This is a genomic window from Methylovorus menthalis, assembly GCF_020523625.1.
Classification (GTDB): domain Bacteria; phylum Pseudomonadota; class Gammaproteobacteria; order Burkholderiales; family Methylophilaceae; genus Methylovorus; species Methylovorus menthalis.
In genome coordinates, this window is the sequence record NZ_JAJAQH010000006.1 from 1,169,301 (window position 1) to 1,190,164 (window position 20,864).

The following is a 20,864-nucleotide window of genomic DNA, read 5'->3' on the forward strand; positions in this document are numbered from 1 at the left end:
TGTTATGGAAAAGATAAGCGCCATCGCGAGCCTTAGTCAGCTTAATCGCCAGCTGGGTTACAAGCTGCTGGTGATTGTGGCCATGGCACTCGCATTTGCCTATGGGCTGGTACCGCTTTACGACGTGCTTTGCCGCGTCACCGGCCTCAATGGCAAGACAGAAAATGTGGCGGTAAGTGCGCAATCGCGGGTGGATAGCACGCGCTGGGTGGAGGTGACGTTCACCAGCAATGTCATGCCCGGTCTGGCATGGAGCTTTCACCCTGTGCAATCCAGCATACGCGTGCATCCCGGCAAGATAGAAACCGTGACCTTCATTGCCCGCAACATGGCCAATGAAACCGTCGCCGGGCAGGCCGTGCCCAGCGTAAGTCCGGGCAAGGCATCGGAGTATTTCAAAAAAATCGAGTGTTTTTGTTTTCAGCGGCAGGATCTGAAGGCGGGCGAATCCCGTGAGATGCCCTTGCGCTTTTATGTCAGCCCCGATATTCCGGACGATGTAAAAGCCCTCACCCTGTCGTACGCGTTTTACAGCGCGATCAAATAGCAGCCAAGGTCAGAAGCACAAAAAGAGAATCAGGCAAAAAACAGAAGGATCCACCAAACCAATAACACAGCATCATCTGGCTAACAGGAGCATATGGATGTCCACTCAAACGCATGACAAATACTTTGTCCCCACCCCCAGCCTCTATCCGGTGGTCTTGTCCGGCGGGCTATTGCTGCTCACCATGGGCTTTATTTTCAGCACCAACAGCTATGCTGCTGGCAAGTGGCTGATGCTGCTTGGCCTGGTGCTCATGCTCAGCATGATCTTCCGCTGGTTTGCCAAAATCATCGCCGAAAGCCAGAGCGGCATGTACCGCACATGGGAGGACAAGTCGTTCCGCTGGGGCATGATTGCCTTCATCTGCTCCGAGATTGCCTTCTTTGCCGCGTTTTTTGGGGCGCTGTTTTTTGCGCGCATTATCTCGGTGCCTGAGCTCGCAAGCTTTGATCCGGCCTTTACCCTGTACAAGGATTTTGTCGCCACCTGGCCTTCAGCCGGGCCTGGTGGTCACGTGCTGGGTCGCGATTACCAGCCAGCGCAATTCACCCCCATGGGGGCATGGGGTATTCCCGCCATCAACACCCTGATCCTGCTCAGCTCCGGCGTCACCGTCACCTGGGCGCATTGGGGCCTGCTAAAAAACAACCGGCGCCAGCTGGTCTGGGGCTTGTTCTTCACCATCGTGCTGGGGCTGGCCTTTATCAGCCTGCAGGCCTTCGAGTATCACCATGCCTACACCGAGCTGGGGCTGACCCTTGGCGCCGGTGTCTATGGCAGCACCTTTTTCATGCTGACCGGGTTTCACGGCTTTCACGTCACGCTGGGGACACTCATGCTGATCGTGATCTGGCTGCGCAGTATCAAGGGGCACTTCACGCCTGAGCATCACTTTGGCTTTGAAGGCGTTGCCTGGTACTGGCACTTTGTAGATGTGGTGTGGCTGGGGCTGTTCGTGTTTGTTTACTGGCTTTAATACGGCCTGGTTTTACTACCGGCTGGGCTTAATGGCCGATGACGCCGGTATAAAACCCCAGCATCAGCAAGAGAAACAAACCCAGGGAAAGGGCAATACGCAGGGTGAGTGCCTTGATGGTGGCCTGCCCTTGCCCCTTGTTTCTCACCATTGAAAACAGGGCATAAAACAGGCTGCCAACGATAAGTACCAGCATGACAACGATAGCGAGCTTAATCAACATGGCGATGTCCAGGTCAGGTTTTAATCAGTATGGATGGGGTCAGCTTATTTTGCAATTTCCAATAAAAACAAGGCAGCGCTATCGTTTTTCTCCGCGCATTCCCGGCGCATTGATTACCCTTATCTGCATGGCGGTGTGTATCAAACTCGGGCTGTGGCAATACGATAAAGCGCAGCAAAAACAGACATTGCAGGCTTTGTACTCGCAATACCTACATGCCGAGCCTACGCCCCTGCCCCTGGAACTGAAGAATGCCGAGGCATGGCGGTATCGCCGGGTCACGGTAGAGGGCGAATACGAGCCGCGCTATCAGGTGTTTCTGGATAATCAGGTGAGCCATGACCAAGCGGGCTACCATGTCATCACGCCATTGCGCATACACAATACTCAGCAATACGTGCTGGTGAACCGCGGCTGGGTCCCGGCGATGCCCGACCACCGTGACTTGCCACAGGTAAACACGCCCACTGGCCCGCAACGGATGACCGGGCAAGTATGGCTGCCCCCCAGCCGGTATTACACGCTGGGGAAAAGCGACCCTAGCCAATGGAATCCCTTGTGGCAAAACATGGACATGCAACGCTATGCCGACCTGGTGCCGTTTGCGATCAGCCCGGTCATCGTCCGGCTAGATGCCGATAGCCAGGCTGGCGGATTTGACCGCGACTGGCCGCAACCGGCAGAGCGCATCGGCATGCATTTAAGTTATGCCTATCAATGGTTTGGCTTTGCATTCGCAGCCTTGGCCATTTATCTCTACCTCAGTGTAGTACCTGCAAACTCACAAACCCCTCAACATGAAAAACCCGCCTCATGACCATGGCCAAGACCTCGCTCGACTCTTCGGTAGCCCATGCCCCCACCCTTACTGATTCAGGCTGGTCGCAAGGCCGCAAGATGCTGCTCTGGATGCTGGTATTTTTCACCCTGCCCCTGCTCGTGGTGGCCGCCATGTATGGGCTGGACTGGCATCCGAATGGTCGCAGCCATGGCACTCTGGTCTCGCCACTAAAACCGTTGCCGCCCCTCGCTGGCATAAAGGATATGCGCGAGGCTCCCGTGCCAGCCAATCTGTGGCGCGATAAATGGAGCATGGTCTACATTGCCGAACAATGCCGCGAAGCATGCGAAGAGCGCTTGCATCTGATGCGGCAAATTCATGTTTCCATGGATAAAAACATGGGCCGGGTGCAGCGCATCCTGATTTCCAGCGACGGCAATTTGCAGGCGATGCAGGAACGCTACCCCGACCTGATCATTCTGCATGCGCCTTCCCGCGATATTCAGTCCTACGCGCAGCACTTTCAGGTGCCTGGAAGCCCATCGGCAGATCGAGCCGGGCTAACCAATGAGGCCAATACCATTTACCTGGTCGACCCGCTGGCGAACCTGATGATGTATTTCCCCTCCAGCCTGGCGCCACGGGATATTCGGGCTGATGTCGCCCGCCTGCTCAACTATGCCTGGGCGGGCTAAGGCATGGCTGCCGCGCTCTGGTTCAAACGCTTGATATTGCTGGCCCCACTGCTGGCGCTCACCGTGGTCGGTCTCGGCGCCTACGTTAGGCTGTCAGATGCCGGGCTTGGTTGCCCGGACTGGCCCGGCTGCTATGGGCAATTAAGCGTGCCGCAACACCCCGCCGATGTCGCTGCAGCCGCCAGCGCCTATCCAGACAAGCCGCTGGAGCAGCACAAAGCCTGGAAAGAAATGCTGCATCGCTACCTGGCAGGCACATTGGGGCTGGTGATATTGGGTCTCTGCATTCTGGGCTGGCGCGGTCGACGCTTTTTGCCCATCTCGCCCTGGCTCCCCACACTGACGACCGGACTGGTTGCGCTGCAAGCCATGCTGGGCATGTGGACAGTCACCTTGTTGCTCAAGCCTGCGGTAGTCTCCGCCCATTTGCTCGGAGGCATGCTGACCTTGGCGCTATTGGTGTGGATGGCGCATCGGCATTGGGGACATATCGCCAGCTCCCAGGTCACGGGCTCCTATCGCCTTTGGATCAGGGCGGCCCTGCTGGTCGCACTCGTGCAGATTGTCCTTGGCGGATGGACCAGCGCCAACTATGCCGCGCTGGCGTGTACGGATTTCCCCACATGCCAGGTCAGCTGGATACCGCCGCTCAACTATGCAGATGCCTACCATGTGCTGCGCGAGCTCGGCCAGGGGCCAGATGGACGCCCATTGTCCGCGGATGCGCTAATGACCATACAGTGGACGCACCGGCTGGGAGCCATTGGCACGCTGCTGGTCTGCGGCACGCTGGCGCTGAGCCTGATAAATAAAGGCACACTAACGAAAATCGCATTGATACTGCTGCTTTTGCTGGCCTGCCAGATCAGCCTGGGCATTGCTAATGTGCTGCTGCGGCTGCCCTTGGTACTGGCGGTCGGCCATAACGTATTCGCAGCCTTGCTGCTCAGCACGCTGGTCGTGCTCAATTCCACCATCACCCCACTTAAACAGCCTGAGGAGACATGATATGGCCCATGCTATTGCGTTGAATATCCAGGAAATCCGCGTCAGCCTGCGAAGTTTCTTCATGATGTGCAAGCCGCGGGTGAGTGCGCTGATTGTGTTCACCGCCATGATCGGCATGTTCATGGCAACGCCGCATTTGCCGCCGCTGGACTTGCTCATCGCCGCCACACTGGGCATCGCCATGACATCGGGGGCGGCGGCGGCCTTCAACTGCATCATCGAGCAGAAGATAGATGCCCGCATGGCCCGTACCCGGCATCGACCATTGCCCACCGGGCAGGTCAGCACGCGGCAAACGCTGCTGCTCGCCACGCTGCTCGGACTTGCTGGGCTGGGCCTGCTCTACAGCATGGTCAACCCGCTGACCATGTGGCTGACCTTTGCCACATTGCTCGGTTACGCCGTGATTTATACCGTGTTTCTGAAGCCCGCCACGCCGCTCAACATCGTCATCGGCGGTGCATCTGGCGCCATGCCGCCCATTCTGGGCTGGGCCGCCATCAACAATGTCATTTCACCCGAAGCGCTGATCATGTTCCTCATCATCTTCGCCTGGACGCCACCCCACTTCTGGGCGCTGGCGCTATATCGCCGCGAGGAATACGCCAAGGTCGGAATTCCCATGCTGCCGGTGACGCATGGCGTGCAGTTCACCCTGCTGCACATCGTGCTCTACACCATCATCCTGGTCACTATCACCTTCATCCCCTATAGCATGGGCATGAGCCACCTGATCTACCTCATCTCTGCTCTGGTACTCAATCTGGTGTTCATGGTGTATGTGGTGGCGCTGTATGCGGATTACTCAGATGCACTTGCCAAGCGCACGTTCCGTTACTCAATTACGTATCTGACGTTGCTGTTTGCCGCGCTCATGCTCGACCATTACTGGGTGCTAGAATGGTAAATTACCTGTTTTGAGGAAGTCGCCAATGCTGGTCAGAGTCTTGATGCTGTGCCTGATGCTGGCATGCCTGAGTGCATGCAAACCGCAGCCAAAAGAAGCCTTTGAGGCGACGGATATCACGGGTGCCGACTTTGCATCCGGCCTCAGTTTGACTGACCACCACGGCAAACCGACCAGCCTCAAGGACTTCAAAGGCAAAATCGTTGTGCTGTTTTTTGGGTATACCCACTGCCCGGATGTGTGCCCCACCACCATGTCGGATCTGGCGCAGGCCATGAAACAGCTGGGCAAAGATGCAGACGATGTGCAAGTGCTGTTTGTGACGCTGGACCCGGCACGCGACACCCCGGATGTACTGGCCAAATATGTGCCGTATTTTGACCCGCGCTTTTTAGGGCTGTATGGGACTGAAGCCGAGACTGCCGAGACCGCCCACAACTTCAAGATCAGCGCCAGCAAGCAGCCGCCGGATGCCCGCGGCAACTACAGCATAGACCATAGCGCTGGCACCTATGTGTATGACAAACAAGGAAAGATAAGACTGTACTTCAACTACGGCGCATCGCCAGCCACAATGGCGCACGATCTCCGCCTCTTGATGTAAACCCGCTGGCTTCGAAAAGGGCTGCTTCAAGCCCGGCTGATCAAGGCCGCACCATGCGCCTCACCTGACACGTCAGCGTGCCCACCTTGTAACCAGCAGACTGCGGCGCCACCGGTAAAAACGCATCCTCACCCTTGCCCTTGTTCAATAGCTCGCCCTTGGCACCGTAATACATGAACTCGCGCAAGCGGAAGGCATGTTTTACACAATCAAACTCAAACCGCGCCCGCTTTTCCACGTACTTGGTACCCGCCGCAGCACCCGGCAGCTGTAGCGCAGGCTTGTACAGTGTCTTGGTCCATATCGACGAATACACATCGTCATCGGCATACGAATCCGTATCCACCCACAGCTCACTCGCCCCCGTCTTGGCGATGGACTCCCAATCAGCCGCATGTGCCATGCCCGTAAACATTGTCAGTATTACAACAAGCAGCTTCCAATTATCTTTATTCATATCACTATTTCATCCAACTTTTTTCTAGTCTACAGGCCTCAAAACCACGATTTATCTCTCTTAAAAACGTGCAATCCCATGATAGTCCATTGTGAGCCTCAAACCCTGAGGCCTGCACCTTAGGGAGATATCAGCCATATTAAGTTAAAGCTACATTAGAAAGGAAACCCTCACGATGAAAAACATATGACATTCTGCGGACACTTAAAAAAACACCCTCTTTTTTTATTACTGATCGGGATCAGACTTGCCAGCTTTCCCTCAAGCTGCAGTGCCGATATCGATATAAGCGACCTCATTAATTCAAAGCTTCCTTCATCGGTTTCTGGCAACGGCGATGTTTTAACCGGTACTGATACTGCCGGGACGGCCAAAGCGTTCATCAGGAGCTCGTCTGGTGGCATCACCTACCTTGGCAGTCTTGTCAGCGGTGGAAGTTCGTTCGCTAATGGAATATCTCGCGATGGCAGTATCGTGGTAGGTGGAGCTACTGATGCATCAGGCGGACAGCAGGCTTTTCGCTGGTCATCATCCACCGGAATGGTAGGGTTAGCATTCTTGAATGCAGGAGATCAGGCCGCCGCCAACGCCATATCCGCCGATGGCAGCCGGATTGTGGGTTGGAATTACAACAATCAAACGGGGTATATCACCGCTGTTTTTTGGTCAGGCACCAATACCATCACCGACCTCGGTCGTTTAAATAATGGCAGTTACTCTGCTGCCAATGGCGTATCGGCAGATGGTAGCGTAATTGTAGGCAGGGCCTTTGATGGGAATGCCATGGATGTAAGCCGGGCATTTCGCTGGACCCAATCCACCGGCATGGTCAGCTTGGGACTGCTGTCAGGCGATGACATCTCGATGTCCACCGGCATTTCTGGCGATGGCAACGTAGTCGTTGGCGATAGCATCAATAGCAATACAAATGCTTCAAGAGGATTTCGCTGGACGAGCGCCGTTGGCATGCAAACCATCGAGCAGTGGCTCATCGACAAGGGTAGCAATGTCAATCTTGGCGGCATATCCGTCGCCTCCACCACCGCCACAAATGAAGATGGTACCGTCGTAGTGGGCAAGCTTAGTAACGGCGATGGCTATATTGCCCGTGCCACGGATGGGATCATCGACACAACGGATTATTCAAAAACGATAGGCGATACCGCCATATTGCTGCCCACGCTGGCGAACTATCAGTCAGACCTCGTCATGCACGGCGCACATGGTAGCCCGATTCAGAACCTGCTAAACAAGGACGCCCAAAGCTTTGGCATTGCTGGCGATATTGGACGGCAAGATCATAAAGAAGCAGACGGCAATATGGGGGTGGGTGAAGCAAGCTATGCAAGGGGGCTGACGAATAACGCGACGTTCAAAATAGCCCTGGGTACTACCTACACTGCCAACAATACGGCATGGGATGGCAAAACTTCGTTGCGGGGTATCTATGTGATTCCGGAATTAACCTTCAGGTTGCCTAACTCCCCCCTCTACTCCACCTTAAGTGCTTATTACAACGAAGGAAATGCGGATATACGCCGCAACTACCTCAATGGTGGACAAGTAGCTTCTTCAGCTGGCTCGTCCGATGTCAGGCAGGCGGCACTTCGCCTGCGCCTCGACTGGCAAAATGCATTTATCCTCCAAAACACATCCTTCACACCCTATACCAGCCTGACCTACTCGCGTAGCGATATGGAAGGCTACACAGAACATGGAGGTGGATTTCCCATCCGCTGGGATAAACGCAAAGACGACTCAACGCAACTGCGCCTGGGATTGGATGCTACACATCGAATGAATGATCGCTTTACCCTGCTTGCGCGTATCGAAGCTGTGCATCGTATGGAGACTGAGGGCTCCACAGCCTCGGGCCAGATCATTGGGTTACAAAGTTTCGAGTTACCCGGCATTGCCTATCAGCAAAACTGGTTGCGAGCCTACGTAGGCGCCGAAGGGGCAGCCGGTCCAGGGCGTGCTTCCATTACATTAAATGGAAGCACTGAAGGTAGCACCCCTAATGCATGGCTGTATGGTAGCTATCGTTGGATTTTCTAAGACATTCATAACATGCAGATGGCGCACTCCATGCGTCATCCGCAGATATATCAAAAGCATAATCGCCCAATAGGCGCTTATGCTTTTTTCACTTTAATCGCCACTTCTTCCAGCTTATTCCTCCTGCTCATGCTGAATAACCGCCGTAAGGCTCAAGTAAGCATACCGCATCAAACTAGCTTCCATAGCAAAGCCTGATCGCCATTTAATACGCAAAAAAGCGCATTCAAATCAGCAGGCTGGCGATGGTTCTGCAGATATGCAAGTGCATGGCCTTCGCATAACGAATATCAAACGGACGCCTGAATAATGCTGTTTATTGTTGATTTTGACGGCACGATCTCGAAGAAGGACACGATCGATGCCTTGCTGGAAAAATTCGCCCCAGCCAGCTGGGAGGAGATCGAGCAATCCTGGTTACGCGGCGAAATAGATGCCGTGGAGTGCATGTCACGGCAGATCGCCATGGTGCGCGGTGACCGCGATGCGCTGGATGCTTTTTTCAGGCAGATCGAGCTGGACCAGGGCTTTGTGCCTTTTTATGAATATGCCTCGCGCTTTGGCGAGGTCATTGTCGCCAGTGATGGTATCGATCATGCCATCCACATGGCGTTCCGCCAGTCGGCGTTTCCTGCGGTGCAGGTATTTTCCAATCATCTCGAGTTTGTGCCCAACGGCATCGCCATCCGCTTTCCTAATCGTCGGGCTGATTGCCAGGGCGGCAACGGCAATTGCAAATGTGCCATTGCCCGTGAGCAGTCCGCCATCTCGGGCGGCCCGGTGATCCTGATCGGCGATGGCAAATCGGATGCCTGCATTGCGCGGCAAGCCGATGTGGTTTTCGCCAAGGGCAAGCTGATTGATTACTGTCAGCAGCAGGATATCCCCTATCACCCTTTCTCCACTTTCAAGGACGTTCTGGAGGCCCTTCGTACCTGGCCGCTGGAGCACAACGCATTCCCAACCGCCATTCACGTTAAAGGATAAATACGGCAATCATGGAAACCAAGATCATCGAAATCCTGGATAAAAACAGCAAATACTGCTCGCACGGCGACACGGTCAACTATGCCGATCCGCCTAAAGTCTTCGAGGGCTGTGACGGCAGCTTTTTGTTTGATGAGCGGGGCACGCCCTATCTCGATTGGCAGATGTGGTACTCCGCCGTCAACTTTGGCTACAAGAACAAACGCATTGCCGACACCCTGAAAAAGCAGATTGATACGCTGCCTCAACTCGCCAGCCAGTATCTGCACCGCGAGAAAGTCGAGCTTGCCGAAATCGTATGCAAATACATGGAAGACAAATACGGCGTTAAAGGCCGGGTGCATTTCAATGTGGGTGGTGCGCAGGCGATTGAAGATTCGCTCAAGGTTGTGCGCAACCATACTGGCAAAACCCACCAGTTTGCTTTCATGGGCGGCTATCACGGCCGCACCCTGGGCGCCTCGGCCATTACCTCCAGCTATCGCTATCGCCGCCGCTTTGGCAACTTTGCCGACCGCGCGCACTTCGTGCCCTACCCTTACTGCTTCCGCTGCCCGTATGACCTGAAAGTGGAAAGCTGCGACACCTATTGCCACAAGGAATTTGAAAAACTGTTTGATACCGAATACCAGTCGGTGTGGGATGAAAAAGCCCAGCAGTGCGAATTCGGCGCCTTTTACATCGAGCCCATGCAAGGTACTGGCGGTTATATCATCCCGCCTGAGGGCTACATGAAAAAGCTGCAGGAATCGCTGAAGAAACGCAATGTGCTGCTGGTGGCGGATGAAATTCAGATGGGCGTCTATCGCACCGGCAAACTGTGGTCGTGGGAAAACTTCGACATCGTTCCCGACATCTTTGTATTCGGCAAAGCCATTACCAATGGCCTGAATCCACTCTCCGGCATCTGGGCACGTGAGGAATTGATCTCCCCCGAGAAATTCCCGCCTGGCTCCACCCACTCCACGTTTGCTTCCAACCCGCTCGGCACCTCGGTGGCGCTGGAAGTATTGAAGATGACGCAGGAGGCTGACTTTGAGCCGCATGTACGGCAACGCGGCGCGTATTTCCTCAAGCGCCTGCATGAGCTCAAGGCGCGCTGGAAAGTGGTGGGCGATGTCAGCGGCATGGGCCTGGCGCTGCGTATCGAGCTGTGTGAGAAAGATGGCTTTACCGCCAGTCGCGCCCTTGCCGACCGCATGTTCAACGAAGGCCTGAAGGGCGATCTGATGGTAGAGGGCAAGCGCTATGGCTTGGTGCTGGATATTGGCGGCTACGAGAAAAACGTCATTACCCTGGCGCCATCTCTCCTGATTACCGAGGAAGAAATCGACCTCGGCATTCAGCTGTTCGAGCAGTTGCTGCATCGTTGCGGAGCCGAATAAGTGCAGCGCGGCCGCCACATGCATTGCGCCATGCCAACCACCGCCAGCACCTTCGCCGGAGTCAATGCAGCATGAGTCTTGAGCAATTGATCGGTGAAAACGGCTTTATCGAAGGCAAAGGGCAGGACGCCGTGCTGCTGGTGCATGGCCTTACTGGCACTCCCGCTGAGATGAAGCACTACGGCAAAGTGCTCGCCCGCAAAGGCCTCACCGCCGTATGCCCGGTGCTGGCCGGGCACTGCGCCTCGATAAAAACCCTGAAAGCCACCACCTGGCTTGATTGGGTCCACTCGATCGAGGTGGTGTTTCTGGAAATGCGCAAGCGCTACCGCAAGGTGTTTATTGCCGGGCTTTCCATGGGCGCCCTCATCGCGCTGCTGGTGGCGGCCCGCTATAAAGAGGCCGTCGCGGGCGTCATTCTGCTATCGGTCACGCTGTTTTATGACGGCTGGAACATGCCGCCATTCAAACAACGCTTCCTGCTACCCATCGTGTTGTATACCCCGCTCAAGCATGTGGTGCATTGGGAAGAAACCGCGCCCTACGGCATCAAGTGCGAGCGCACCCGGGCGCTGGTAGCGGCGATTCTGAATAACAAGGATGCCCAGACCTCCGAAAAAATCGGCTATTTCAAAACCCCCGCCACGGTGATTCTGGAAAGCGTGCGCCTGATCCGCCAGGCCAAAAAACAGCTGGCGGAAGTGGTATCACCAGTGCTGATCGTGCACTCCACCGAGGATGACATGGCAAGCATCAAAAACGCCTATTATGTGGAAAAGCGCCTGGGCTCGCGCGATATCCAGACCATGTATATCAGCAATACCTACCACGTATTAACCCTGGACAAACGCAAGGACGACGTTGCGAAGCGCAGCGCCGAGTTTTGCCTTGCCCTCGCTCACTGAACCGATAAGGACCATCATGGAAAACACCTTTGAAACCGTCAGAACGCTGATCGCCGAAAAACTCGAAATCGACAAATCGACGATTACACCGGATAGCGTACTGACCGACCTCGGGCTGGATTCGCTCGACACCTTTGACATCATTTTTGAGGCGGAAGATACATTCGGCATCAAAGTGCCCACGCCCAAAGAAGAAATCAAAACCGTGCAGGATGTAGCAAACTTGCTGGACCAGCTGCTGCAGGAACAAGCGCCCAGCCTGCAGGTGCAGAAGTAAGCATCATGGCAAACACCCGTCGCGTCGTCATTACCGGCATGGGCATCGTCTCGCCGCTGGGCAATACCGTAGAGACATTTGGGCTGAACCTGATGCAAGGCGTATCAGGCATCAAACGTCTGGAGACCGACTTCAGCGATCAGCTGGAAATCAACATCGCCGCCAGCGCCGACTTTGATGGCACCCAGCACTTTTCCAAAAAAGAGCTGACCGTGCTTGATCGTGTGAGCCAGTTTGCGCTCTATGCCACCCAGCAGGCACTGGACAATGCCGGGCTGGACGCTGACAGCATAGCCACCGACAAAACCGGCTGTTACCTCGGCACCGGCATGGGCGGTGCGGCCTCCACCGAAGAAGGCTACCACCGGCTTTTTAAAGAAGGCCAAAGCCGCCTCAAACCGTTTACCGTGCTGATGGCGATGAACAACGCCGCCGCCTCGCACATTGCCATGCATTACGGTCTTGGTGGCCCCAACCTCACCTACACCACCGCGTGCTCATCGTCTGCCATTGCCATTGGTGAAGCGAGCCGCCAGATAGCTTACGGACACTGCGATTACATGCTGGCCGGCGGTAGCGAAGCGCTGCTCACCTACGGCACCATCAAAGCCTGGGAAGCATTGCGCACGCTGGCAAAGGTAGATGAACAAAACCCGGCCGCCTCCTGCAAACCATTCTCGGCTGACCGCAGCGGGCTGGTGCTGGGCGAAGGTTGTGCCATGTTTGTGCTGGAAAGCTACGACTCCGCCATGGCGCGCGGCACCACCATCCATGCCGAAATCGCAGGCTACGGCACCGCCAACGACGCCAGCCATATCACGCAGCCCTCCGTCGCTGGTCAAGCACGCGCTATGCAGGCCGCGCTGGATAATGCCGGGCTGGCGCCGGAGCAGATTGACTACATCAATGCGCATGGCACCGGCACGCCGCTGAATGACGCCACCGAAACCGCCGCCATCAAGCAGGTATTCGGCCCCCACGCTTACCAACTCGCGGTCAGCTCCACCAAGTCCATGCATGGTCACCTCATGGGCGCCGCAGGTGCGGTTGAGCTGGTGGCCACCACGCTGGCCCTGCAAGCGCAATTGCTCCCGCCCACCATGCACCTGCAGCAGCCCGACCCCGAATGTGACCTCCACTATGTCGCCAACCACGCCACACCAGAGCAAGTGCGGTACGCCATGAGCAATTCGTTTGCTTTTGGCGGCACCGGTGGCGTCATCATCCTGAAAAAGAGCTAACGCCATGCAACCTGATTTAAGCCATTACCAGCCCGACACCCTTTCCGCCTTTGAGGTCGAAACCGGCTTCAGCGCCGCCAAGTTCCTCGAAGAAAACTGGAAAGCCCTGCTGCAGGACGACATTGAGGGCTATCGCCTGCATCTGGCTTTTGATACCGGCCACACCCCCGGCTTCAAAACCGGCTACATCGGCATTCGCAAAAACCAGGTGCTGCTCTGCATCGCGCCCTACTTCGTCACGCAATATGCGCTCGAAAGCAGCCTCAAAGGCACCATGCAAAACATCCTCTCGCAGGTAAAAGAGCAACTGCCCAGCCTCATGACCATCAAGATGCTGTGCGTAGGCTCGCCGGTCACGGACTCCTGCAAGCTCGCCATCAGCCGCGAGTACCCTTTCGACCCCGCACTGATTCAGGTGCTGAACCGCACGCTGGCCACCATTGCCAAAAAAGAAAACGCCACCTTGATCGCCTTCAAGGATGTCAAAGACGCGGATTACCAGCTATATGGCCCAGCGCTCAAAGACCTGGGCTACAACGCCCTGCCCAGCATGCCGCTCGCCATCAACAAAATCACGCATGGCTCTGTGCAAGACTACCTGGCCAGCCTGAGCGCAAAGCTACGCACGGACATCCAGCAAAAACTCAGCACAGCCCGCGACATTCGCATAGAAGAGCACCAAGGCATACCGCCGCATCTGGACGACATCTACAATCTTTACCTTGAATCCCACGCAGGCCAACAGTCGCAATCCGAGCTACTGACCAAGAAATTCTTTGAGTACGTCGCTGGTCTCATGCCCGAGCAAACGCGCTTTGTGCTGTATTTCAAGCAAAACACCCTCATCGCCTTCAACCTCCTGCTGCATCATCAAGGTGTCGTGCTGGACAAATACATCGGCATCAACCCAGCCGCCAATGCCCAGCACCATATTGATTGCTTAAGCTGGATACACAACATCGAGATGTGCATACGCGATGGCTTTCACACCTACCAAAGCAGCCGCGAGGTATACCACACTCGCAACACCATGCCCGCCAAGCTGCACGACACACACACCCTGCTCAAGCTGGCCTGATCGCAAGGCTGGTGAACCAGGATAGTGATGGGGCCATGGTAGAGGGTTGTTTCAGCAACACACCCTGCCTGGCCCGCAAGCGAGTGCCCCACAAAAAGTACAGCATCAAAAGCCGATAATGGTAGAATAGCGCCCTCATTAGCTGGGCAATCCAGCAACCGAGTCGCGGAGAGGTGGCAGAGTGGTTGAATGTACCTGACTCGAAATCAGGCATACGTGCAAGCGTATCGAGGGTTCGAATCCCTCCCTCTCCGCCAGAACACCTCAACATCCTCCTATCAAACAAGCACTCTTGGCGGCAAATGCCAAGAAAGAGTTGGGTTAACTCGCCTCAGCTTTATCCTTTTTTCATGTATTAAAAGATCTGCAATCCAGTCTGGAATGTAGCGCTGCCTTCGATTGTTAGTTATATTCCTTTTGATAGGGAATTATGATGCTCCACTTTAAAAGCTGATCCGAAAATAGCTCACAAAAAAGCAAATAACTAAAATGGAACTAATTGACAACATCAACCGATTACTGGGCGACGATTTAAAGAAATCACTTACTCCAGGCGCGCGGTTGAAAGTTGCAGCCTCGTGCTTCTCGATGTACGCCTACGAGGCTCTCAAAGCTGAGCTGGAGCAAATCGAGTCGGTCGAGTTTATCTTCACCTCACCCGCTTTCGTACCTGATGAAGTCACAGATAAATTACGGCGTGAGCATCGAGAGTTTCACATACCAAAGCTTGATCGCGAACGCAGCCTCTATGGCAGTGAGTTTGAAATCCAGCTTCGCAATAAGCTCACCCAACGAGCTGTCGCAAAGGAATGCGCTGACTGGCTAAGGCGCAAGACGACATTTCGCTCAAACAAAACCAAGTCTCCCATGCAGCACTTTGCGGGCGTTCAAGCTGACGAAGCCAGGGTCGCGTACGTTCCTCTGCATGGCTTTACTGCAGTTGATCTGGGATATCAACGAGGCAATGCCGTATCCAATTTTGTCCACCGCATGGACGAACCGACGGTTACGGCACAGTACCTCAATCTCTTCGATCAAATCTGGAGCGATGAAGAGAAACTCGAGGACGTGACTGCGCAGATATGCGAGCACATCGCATCGGTCTACCAGGAAAACTCTCCTGAGCGCATCTACTTCCTGATGCTCTACAACATTTTTAATGAGTTTCTTGAAGACATCAGTGAAGATGTATTGCCGAATGATCGGACTGGCTATCAAGAAACGCTTGTATGGCAGAAGCTCTTCAACTATCAGCGTGATGCCGCCACAGGCATCATCAACAAGCTGGAAACATACAACGGCTGCATCCTGGCGGATAGCGTAGGCTTGGGCAAAACATTCACCGCACTGGCTGTTATCAAATATTACGAGCTGCGAAATAAATCTGTACTGAAAGTGCATTAATTAAAGTGGCCGGTGACCTCAAGCGGTGCATCATGATGAATGGAACCGCCCATGATTATGGCAACCTGCCGGAGTCTGACAAGGCGGACATGGCTTTCTTTATGGACCAGATCCGCATTGTGCTCCCCGTGCTCGGTTTCGACTTTTTGCGCGAATCCCCTCGCCCCTCTTCCCCATTGGTGGAACAAAATATTAGCAGCACACCTGGTTCGATAAGTTCTCCACGTTTTACCATTGAGAGCGGCAAGCTGGGGGTTAAGGCGTATGGACAGGAGATTGATGGGCTATTTGTGGTCATGAGCGGTTCTAAAACGCGCGGCGAATGGATCACAACCAACACCGGAAACTATAAAGGTTTATACGATCGATTAGTTGCTACCAAAGTGCTTATTCATGATGCCGATGGACAGCTGACTTTTGCCGAGGATTATGCGTTTGATAGCCCTAGCGCTGCAGCTGCCGTTATTTATGGTCGAAACGCAAACGGCCGAACCTCGTGGCGCATTGAGAGCACTGGCCAATCTTATGCAGACTGGCAAGACCAGCAACTTGTGAACCTTACTCCAAAAGCTGAAATAGACTAACTTCTTTCTTCACCGGCTCAACTTTCCAACTGGACAAACCCTAAAAACTTGGCGAAACTTGGGCCGATGCGCAAATTCCTGACCATACTGCTGGCCCTTCTTTGCTCGGCCTGCGAGCAATCTGGCGACAGCCCCGCCCACAGGCCGCTTACCAAAGCGTTGATTGTGGTAACGCACAACGGGCCGAATACCTATTATGTAGATGGCGAGAACCAGAACGCGGGGTTTGAGTATGATCTGGTGCAGATGTTTATGAAGGATCTGGGGCCGGAGTACAGCGCGAAGTTTTTGGTGGTGGGGAATATTTCGCAGGTGATCCCTACCCTGGTGAAGGGGCAGGCGCATTTTGCGGCGGCGGATTTGAGTATTACCAAGCTGCGCCAGCATCTGGTGAAGTTCAGTGTGCCCTACCAAACCACCCAGCAAAAAGTCATCTACAACGATTCGCAAAGCAAGCCGCCAAGAACCATCAAAGACCTTATCGGCAAACGTATTGCGGTGCCTGCGGGAACAAGCTATGCCGAGCGCCTGCGTGAGCTGAAGGAGCGTGCGCCTGCCCTGCAATGGGAGGAGCTGAAGAGAGCCAGTGCGGATGAGCTGATGGAACAGGTGGCGGATGGCTCGCTCGATTTCACGGTGGCGGATTCGCATCTGGCGAATATGCTCAAGAATTACTACCCCAACCTGGCGGATGGCATGAGTGTCGGCAAACCGGAGCAGGTGGCTTGGGCGTTCCCCAAACGCGGGCAGAGCTGGATTTACCAGCGGGCAAATGTGTTTATGGAGAAGATCAAGAAAGATGGGCGGCTGCGCAACCTGATTGACCGGTATTACGGACATAGCGAGCGGCTGAACCCCATGGACGTGACAAACTTTCTGGTGCGCACGCGCAATGTACTGCCGCAGTATGTGGGGCTTTTCAAGCAGGCGCAGGAAATCACCGGGCTGGATTGGCGTTTGCTGGCGGGGGTGAGTTATCAGGAGTCGCATTGGGATAGGTTCAACACGTCACCCACCAATGTGCGCGGCATGATGATGCTCACCGAAGACACAGCGGACCGCCTGGGCGTAACTGACCGGCTGGATGCGCGGCAAAGCATTTTGGGTGGCGCGCGCTACATTGTGATGCTGAAAGACATGCTGCCGGAGCGCATACAGGATCCGGACCGCACCTGGCTGGCGCTGGCGGCGTACAACATCGGCTTTGCCCACCTGGAAGATGCGCGCATTTTGACCAAGCGCCTGAAGCTAAACCCGGATAGCTGGGCGGATGTGAAAAAAACGCTGCCCTTGCTTAATCGTGCAGAGCATTACTCCACGCTAAAATATGGCTATGCCAGCGGCGGTGCGCCGGTGGTGTTTGTGGAGTCCATCCGCACGTATCACAAGATTCTGGAGCGCTACGAACCCAAGCATCAGCCAGTGTTGCCGGATTTCAATCTGGTGAATGCGGGCATGACAACGGGGATAGCGCCCTACCAACCTGTACCGTAATGTTCGACCAGTCAGAGTAACCATGCACGCACTCTCTTTCATTCAGGATCTCGCTGTCATCATGCTGGTGGCGGGGTTTGTGACGGTCGTCTTCCAGCGCATCAAGCAGCCGGTGGTGCTGGGTTATATCCTCGCCGGGCTCATCATCGGGCCGCATACGCCGCCATGGCCTCTGATTCATAACCAGGAGACGGTGGAAACCCTGGCCGAGCTGGGTATTGTCTTTCTGATGTTTTCGCTGGGGCTGGAATTCAACCTGCGCAAGCTGCAAAAGGTGGGCGCCACGGCCTTTGTGGCAGCCATTACCGAGATTGTGGTGATGGTGTGCATAGGCTATGAAATCGGCCAGTATTTTGGCTGGAAAGTCATGGACTCGATTTTTCTGGGTGCCATGCTAGCGATCTCGTCGACCACTATTATCGTCAAGGCTCTGGAAGAGCTGGGCATGAAGCGGGAACGCTTTGCGCAGCTGATTTTCGGCATTCTGATCGTGGAAGATATTCTCGCCATCGGCATCATCGCCCTGCTCTCCGGCATGGCGGCTACGGGCACCGTCAGCACGGGCGAGGCAGTGGGCACCATAGGCAAGCTGGTGCTGTTTATGGTGGTGTCGCTGGTGGTAGGCATCCTGGTAGTGCCGCGCCTGCTGGATTATGTGGCTTCGTTCAAGCGGCATGAAACCCTGCTGGTGAGCGTGTTGGGCCTGCTGTTTGGCTTTTGCCTGCTGGTAATTAAAATGGATTACAGCATCGCCCTGGGCGCGTTCATGATCGGCGCCATTATGGCCGAAGCCAAGCAGATACGCGCCATCGAACGGCTGATTGAGCCGGTGCGCGATATGTTCAGCGCCATCTTTTTCGTCACCATCGGCCTGATGCTGGACCCCAACGCCATCGTCGAGTATGCCGTGCCCATCATGGTGATTTCAGCAGCCGTCATCCTCGGCAAAATCATCTCCTGCGGCACCGGCACCCTGCTGGCTGGCAACGATGGCCGCACTTCATTGCGCGTGGGCATGGGGCTGGCGCAGATCGGCGAATTCTCCTTCATTATTGCCACGCTTGGCCTCACGCTGAATGTCACCAGCCATTTTCTGTATCCGATTGCCGTGGCCACATCGGTGGTCACCACACTACTGACGCCTTACCTTATCCGCGCGGCTGACCCGCTTTCCAATCGGTTGACGCAACGGGTTCCTGGCAAGATCGCCCGCTTTTTTGACTGGTACCAAGGCTGGCTGCAAGGCGAAGGCAACGCCGAAGACCGGGCATTGCTCGCCAGCCTCTATCGCAAACTCATATTGCAGATATTCGTGAATGTATGTCTGGTGGCGGCGCTGTTTGTTGCGGGGCGCCATTTGCTGGCGAGCCCGCTCTTGCACTTGCCCGCCTGGGCCGGAGAAATCGATTTGAAAAAATCGCTGATCTGGGGCAGCACCCTGCTGCTTTCAGCGCCTTTTCTGATTGCTGCTTTTCGCAAGCTGCAAGCGTTCAGCCTGCTGCTGGCTGACCATGCCACGCAGACGCTGGCCAGCGCGCAGGCTGATAAAGTCCGGCGCATCATCTCACGCGGCATACCGGCCATCTCGCTTGCTTTCATGACCATCCTGCTATTGATGCTGAGCTGGCCGCTGATCCCCAGCCTGAAGCTGACATTGGCCGTGGCGGTGATTGTGGGCTTGCTGTTCATTATTCTGCGCCGCTGGTTTGTGCGCATGCATTACCTGCTGCAAATCTCGCTGCTGGAGACGCTGAACCAGAAGAAAGACGAGCACTAGCCATTAAAAAGCGGGTAAGGCTTGGAGCACTGCACTGCCATGCCCGACCAAACAACAAGCGCTATTCTGCGCATAAAAAAACCACCTGATCCGGTGGTTTTTTATTTGGCGTTGAGAGTTATCGCCAGCCTGGTATCAGCCCAAGCTTGCCACGCTCCCCATGCCGGCCTTATGCGCCCAATCGTTCCAGACCGCCCATGTAAGCCCGCAACACCTCGGGCACCACCACACTGCCATCAGCCTCTTGATAGTTTTCCAGCACGGCGACCAGGGTGCGGCCCACGGCCAAACCGGAGCCATTCAGGGTATGCACCAGCTCGGGCTTGCCGCCTTCATTGCGGAAACGCGCTTGCAAACGGCGCGCCTGGAAGGCCTCGCAGTTGGATACGGATGAAATCTCGCGGTAGGTATTCTGTGCGGGCAGCCAGACTTCCAGATCGTAGGTCTTGGCGGCGCCGAAGCCCATGTCGCCAGTGCACAAAGACACCACGCGATACGGCAGGCCCAGCGCCTGCAGAACATGCTCAGCGTGGCCGACCATCTCTTCCAGTGCCTCGTAGCTTTTTTCCGGATGCACAATTTGCACCATTTCCACTTTGTCGAACTGGTGCTGGCGTATCATGCCGCGTGTGTCGCGGCCATACGAGCCTGCCTCGGAGCGGAAACATGGCGTATGCGCAGTGAGTTTCACTGGCAGGCTTTCCGCCGCAAGAATCTCGTCGCGCACGGTGTTGGTCAGGGTCACTTCCGAGGTCGGGATCAGGTACAGCGCTTCGCCCTCGCCTTCTTGTCCGCCTTTTTGCGCGGCAAACAGATCAGCCTCGAACTTGGGCAGCTGGCCGGTACCGCGCAGGCTGTCGGCATTCACAATATACGGCGTGTAGCACTCGGTGTAGCCGTGGCGCTCGGTTTGCGTATCCAGCATGAACTGGGCAAGCGCACGGTGCAGGCGCGCGATCTGGCCGCGCATCAGCGTAAAGCGGGCACCTGCCAGCTTGGCACCAGTATCAAAATCCAGCCCCAGCGGCATGCCAACATCAGTGTGGTCCTTGATCTCGAAGTCAAAACTGCGTGGCGTGCCGACCTTGCGCACTTCCACGTTGTCTTCTTCCGACTTGCCCTGTGGCACGCTGGCGTGCGGCAGATTGGGGATATTGAGCAGAAACTGCTGCAGCTCGGCTTGAATCACGCCCAGGCGCTCTTCATCCGCCTTGAGCTGCTCGCCCAGCCCGGCCACTTCAGCCATGATGCTGCTGACATCTTCGCCCTTGGACTTGGCAATGCCGATCTGCTTGGAAGTGGCGTTGCGCTTGGCCTGCAAATCCTGCGTGCGCGTCTGCACAAGCTTGCGATCACTCTCCAACGCTTCAAATCTGGCGGTATCCAGCGCAAAGCCACGGCTCGCCAGGCGGCTCACCACGGTATCCAGTTCATTGCGTAATTGTTGTATGTCTAACATAAGGCTTCCTGATCGTT

The 20,864-nt window shown here is 55.3% G+C and carries 21 protein-coding genes and 1 tRNA gene; 19 read left to right on the plus strand and 3 right to left on the minus strand.

Features of this window, described 5'->3' with window-relative positions; translation table 11 throughout:
* Positions 1-4 precede the first annotated feature (4 nt).
* Positions 5-547, plus strand: a complete 543-nt coding sequence (locus LG204_RS11345) for a cytochrome c oxidase assembly protein (RefSeq protein ID WP_230337374.1) — start codon at positions 5-7, stop codon at positions 545-547.
* Between the two features lie 97 nt (positions 548-644).
* Positions 645-1,523, plus strand: a complete 879-nt coding sequence (locus LG204_RS11350) for a cytochrome c oxidase subunit 3 (protein ID WP_230337375.1) — start codon at positions 645-647, stop codon at positions 1,521-1,523.
* Between the two features lie 28 nt (positions 1,524-1,551).
* Here LG204_RS11350 and LG204_RS11355 read toward each other — a convergent pair whose 3' ends face one another.
* Positions 1,552-1,746 carry a twin transmembrane helix small protein gene (locus LG204_RS11355; RefSeq protein ID WP_013442068.1) on the minus strand — a complete coding sequence of 65 codons (195 nt, stop codon included), beginning with the start codon at positions 1,744-1,746 and terminating at the stop codon, positions 1,552-1,554.
* Between the two features lie 49 nt (positions 1,747-1,795).
* Here LG204_RS11355 and LG204_RS11360 point away from each other — a divergent pair, with 49 nt between their 5' ends.
* The 5 genes from LG204_RS11360 to LG204_RS11380 are packed head-to-tail and all read left to right on the plus strand — an operon-like array spanning position 1,796 to position 5,741.
* The gene (locus LG204_RS11360; protein ID WP_230337376.1) at positions 1,796-2,563 is read left to right on the plus strand and encodes an SURF1 family protein; all 768 of its coding nucleotides are present in this window, start codon (positions 1,796-1,798) and stop codon (positions 2,561-2,563) included.
* The gene (locus tag LG204_RS11365; protein WP_230337377.1) at positions 2,560-3,222 is read left to right on the plus strand and encodes an SCO family protein; all 663 of its coding nucleotides are present in this window, start codon (positions 2,560-2,562) and stop codon (positions 3,220-3,222) included. Before LG204_RS11360 ends, LG204_RS11365 begins: the two co-directional genes overlap by 4 nt.
* 3 nt (positions 3,223-3,225) lie before the next feature.
* Complete coding sequence (locus LG204_RS11370; RefSeq protein WP_230337378.1) at positions 3,226-4,230, plus strand: COX15/CtaA family protein; 1,005 nt, start codon at positions 3,226-3,228, stop codon at positions 4,228-4,230.
* Between the two features lies 1 nt (position 4,231).
* Positions 4,232-5,137 (plus strand): heme o synthase, encoded by a 906-nt coding sequence (cyoE, locus tag LG204_RS11375; protein ID WP_230337379.1) that lies wholly within the window; start codon positions 4,232-4,234, stop codon positions 5,135-5,137.
* A gap of 28 nt (positions 5,138-5,165) precedes the next feature.
* Positions 5,166-5,741 carry an SCO family protein gene (locus LG204_RS11380; protein ID WP_230337890.1) on the plus strand — a complete coding sequence of 192 codons (576 nt, stop codon included), beginning with the start codon at positions 5,166-5,168 and terminating at the stop codon, positions 5,739-5,741.
* A gap of 40 nt (positions 5,742-5,781) precedes the next feature.
* Here the strand turns inward: LG204_RS11380 and LG204_RS11385 are convergent, their stop codons facing one another.
* Positions 5,782-6,198, minus strand: a complete 417-nt coding sequence (locus LG204_RS11385) for a surface-adhesin E family protein (RefSeq protein ID WP_230337380.1) — start codon at positions 6,196-6,198, stop codon at positions 5,782-5,784.
* A gap of 186 nt (positions 6,199-6,384) precedes the next feature.
* On the opposite strand from LG204_RS11385, the gene LG204_RS11390 reads away from it, so the two are divergent.
* From LG204_RS11390 to LG204_RS11445, 12 genes are all read left to right on the plus strand, one after another.
* Positions 6,385-8,256, plus strand: a complete 1,872-nt coding sequence (locus tag LG204_RS11390; protein WP_230337381.1) for an autotransporter domain-containing protein — start codon at positions 6,385-6,387, stop codon at positions 8,254-8,256.
* A 309-nt stretch (positions 8,257-8,565) separates the two neighbouring features.
* Complete coding sequence (locus LG204_RS11395; RefSeq protein WP_230337382.1) at positions 8,566-9,243, plus strand: MtnX-like HAD-IB family phosphatase; 678 nt, start codon at positions 8,566-8,568, stop codon at positions 9,241-9,243.
* Between the two features lie 11 nt (positions 9,244-9,254).
* Positions 9,255-10,628, plus strand: coding sequence for an aspartate aminotransferase family protein (locus tag LG204_RS11400; protein ID WP_230337383.1), 1,374 nt, complete (start codon positions 9,255-9,257; stop codon positions 10,626-10,628).
* Between the two features lie 71 nt (positions 10,629-10,699).
* Positions 10,700-11,533: an alpha/beta hydrolase gene (locus LG204_RS11405; protein ID WP_230337384.1), complete on the plus strand. Its 834-nt coding sequence runs from the start codon at positions 10,700-10,702 to the stop codon at positions 11,531-11,533.
* A 16-nt stretch (positions 11,534-11,549) separates the two neighbouring features.
* Complete coding sequence (locus tag LG204_RS11410) at positions 11,550-11,810, plus strand: acyl carrier protein (RefSeq protein ID WP_230337385.1); 261 nt, start codon at positions 11,550-11,552, stop codon at positions 11,808-11,810.
* A gap of 5 nt (positions 11,811-11,815) precedes the next feature.
* Positions 11,816-13,051, plus strand: a complete 1,236-nt coding sequence (locus tag LG204_RS11415; RefSeq protein WP_230337386.1) for a beta-ketoacyl-[acyl-carrier-protein] synthase family protein — start codon at positions 11,816-11,818, stop codon at positions 13,049-13,051.
* Between the two features lie 4 nt (positions 13,052-13,055).
* Positions 13,056-14,129, plus strand: a complete 1,074-nt coding sequence (locus LG204_RS11420) for a GNAT family N-acetyltransferase (RefSeq protein WP_230337387.1) — start codon at positions 13,056-13,058, stop codon at positions 14,127-14,129.
* 167 nt (positions 14,130-14,296) lie between these two features.
* A tRNA-Ser gene (locus LG204_RS11425) sits at positions 14,297-14,386 on the plus strand.
* A 232-nt stretch (positions 14,387-14,618) separates the two neighbouring features.
* A complete protein-coding gene (locus LG204_RS11430; RefSeq protein WP_230337388.1) occupies positions 14,619-15,533 on the plus strand; it encodes a hypothetical protein in 915 nt (304 codons plus the stop codon).
* A 32-nt stretch (positions 15,534-15,565) separates the two neighbouring features.
* Positions 15,566-16,117 carry a DUF4357 domain-containing protein gene (locus LG204_RS11435; protein WP_230337389.1) on the plus strand — a complete coding sequence of 184 codons (552 nt, stop codon included), beginning with the start codon at positions 15,566-15,568 and terminating at the stop codon, positions 16,115-16,117.
* A 66-nt stretch (positions 16,118-16,183) separates the two neighbouring features.
* Positions 16,184-17,611: a membrane-bound lytic murein transglycosylase MltF gene (mltF, locus tag LG204_RS11440; protein ID WP_230337390.1), complete on the plus strand. Its 1,428-nt coding sequence runs from the start codon at positions 16,184-16,186 to the stop codon at positions 17,609-17,611.
* A 22-nt stretch (positions 17,612-17,633) separates the two neighbouring features.
* Positions 17,634-19,388, plus strand: a complete 1,755-nt coding sequence (locus tag LG204_RS11445) for a cation:proton antiporter (RefSeq protein ID WP_230337391.1) — start codon at positions 17,634-17,636, stop codon at positions 19,386-19,388.
* A gap of 169 nt (positions 19,389-19,557) precedes the next feature.
* On the opposite strand, the gene serS is transcribed toward LG204_RS11445, so the two are convergent.
* Positions 19,558-20,847, minus strand: a complete 1,290-nt coding sequence (gene serS / locus LG204_RS11450) for a serine--tRNA ligase (RefSeq protein ID WP_230337392.1) — start codon at positions 20,845-20,847, stop codon at positions 19,558-19,560.
* Between the last annotated feature and the right edge of the window lie 17 nt (positions 20,848-20,864).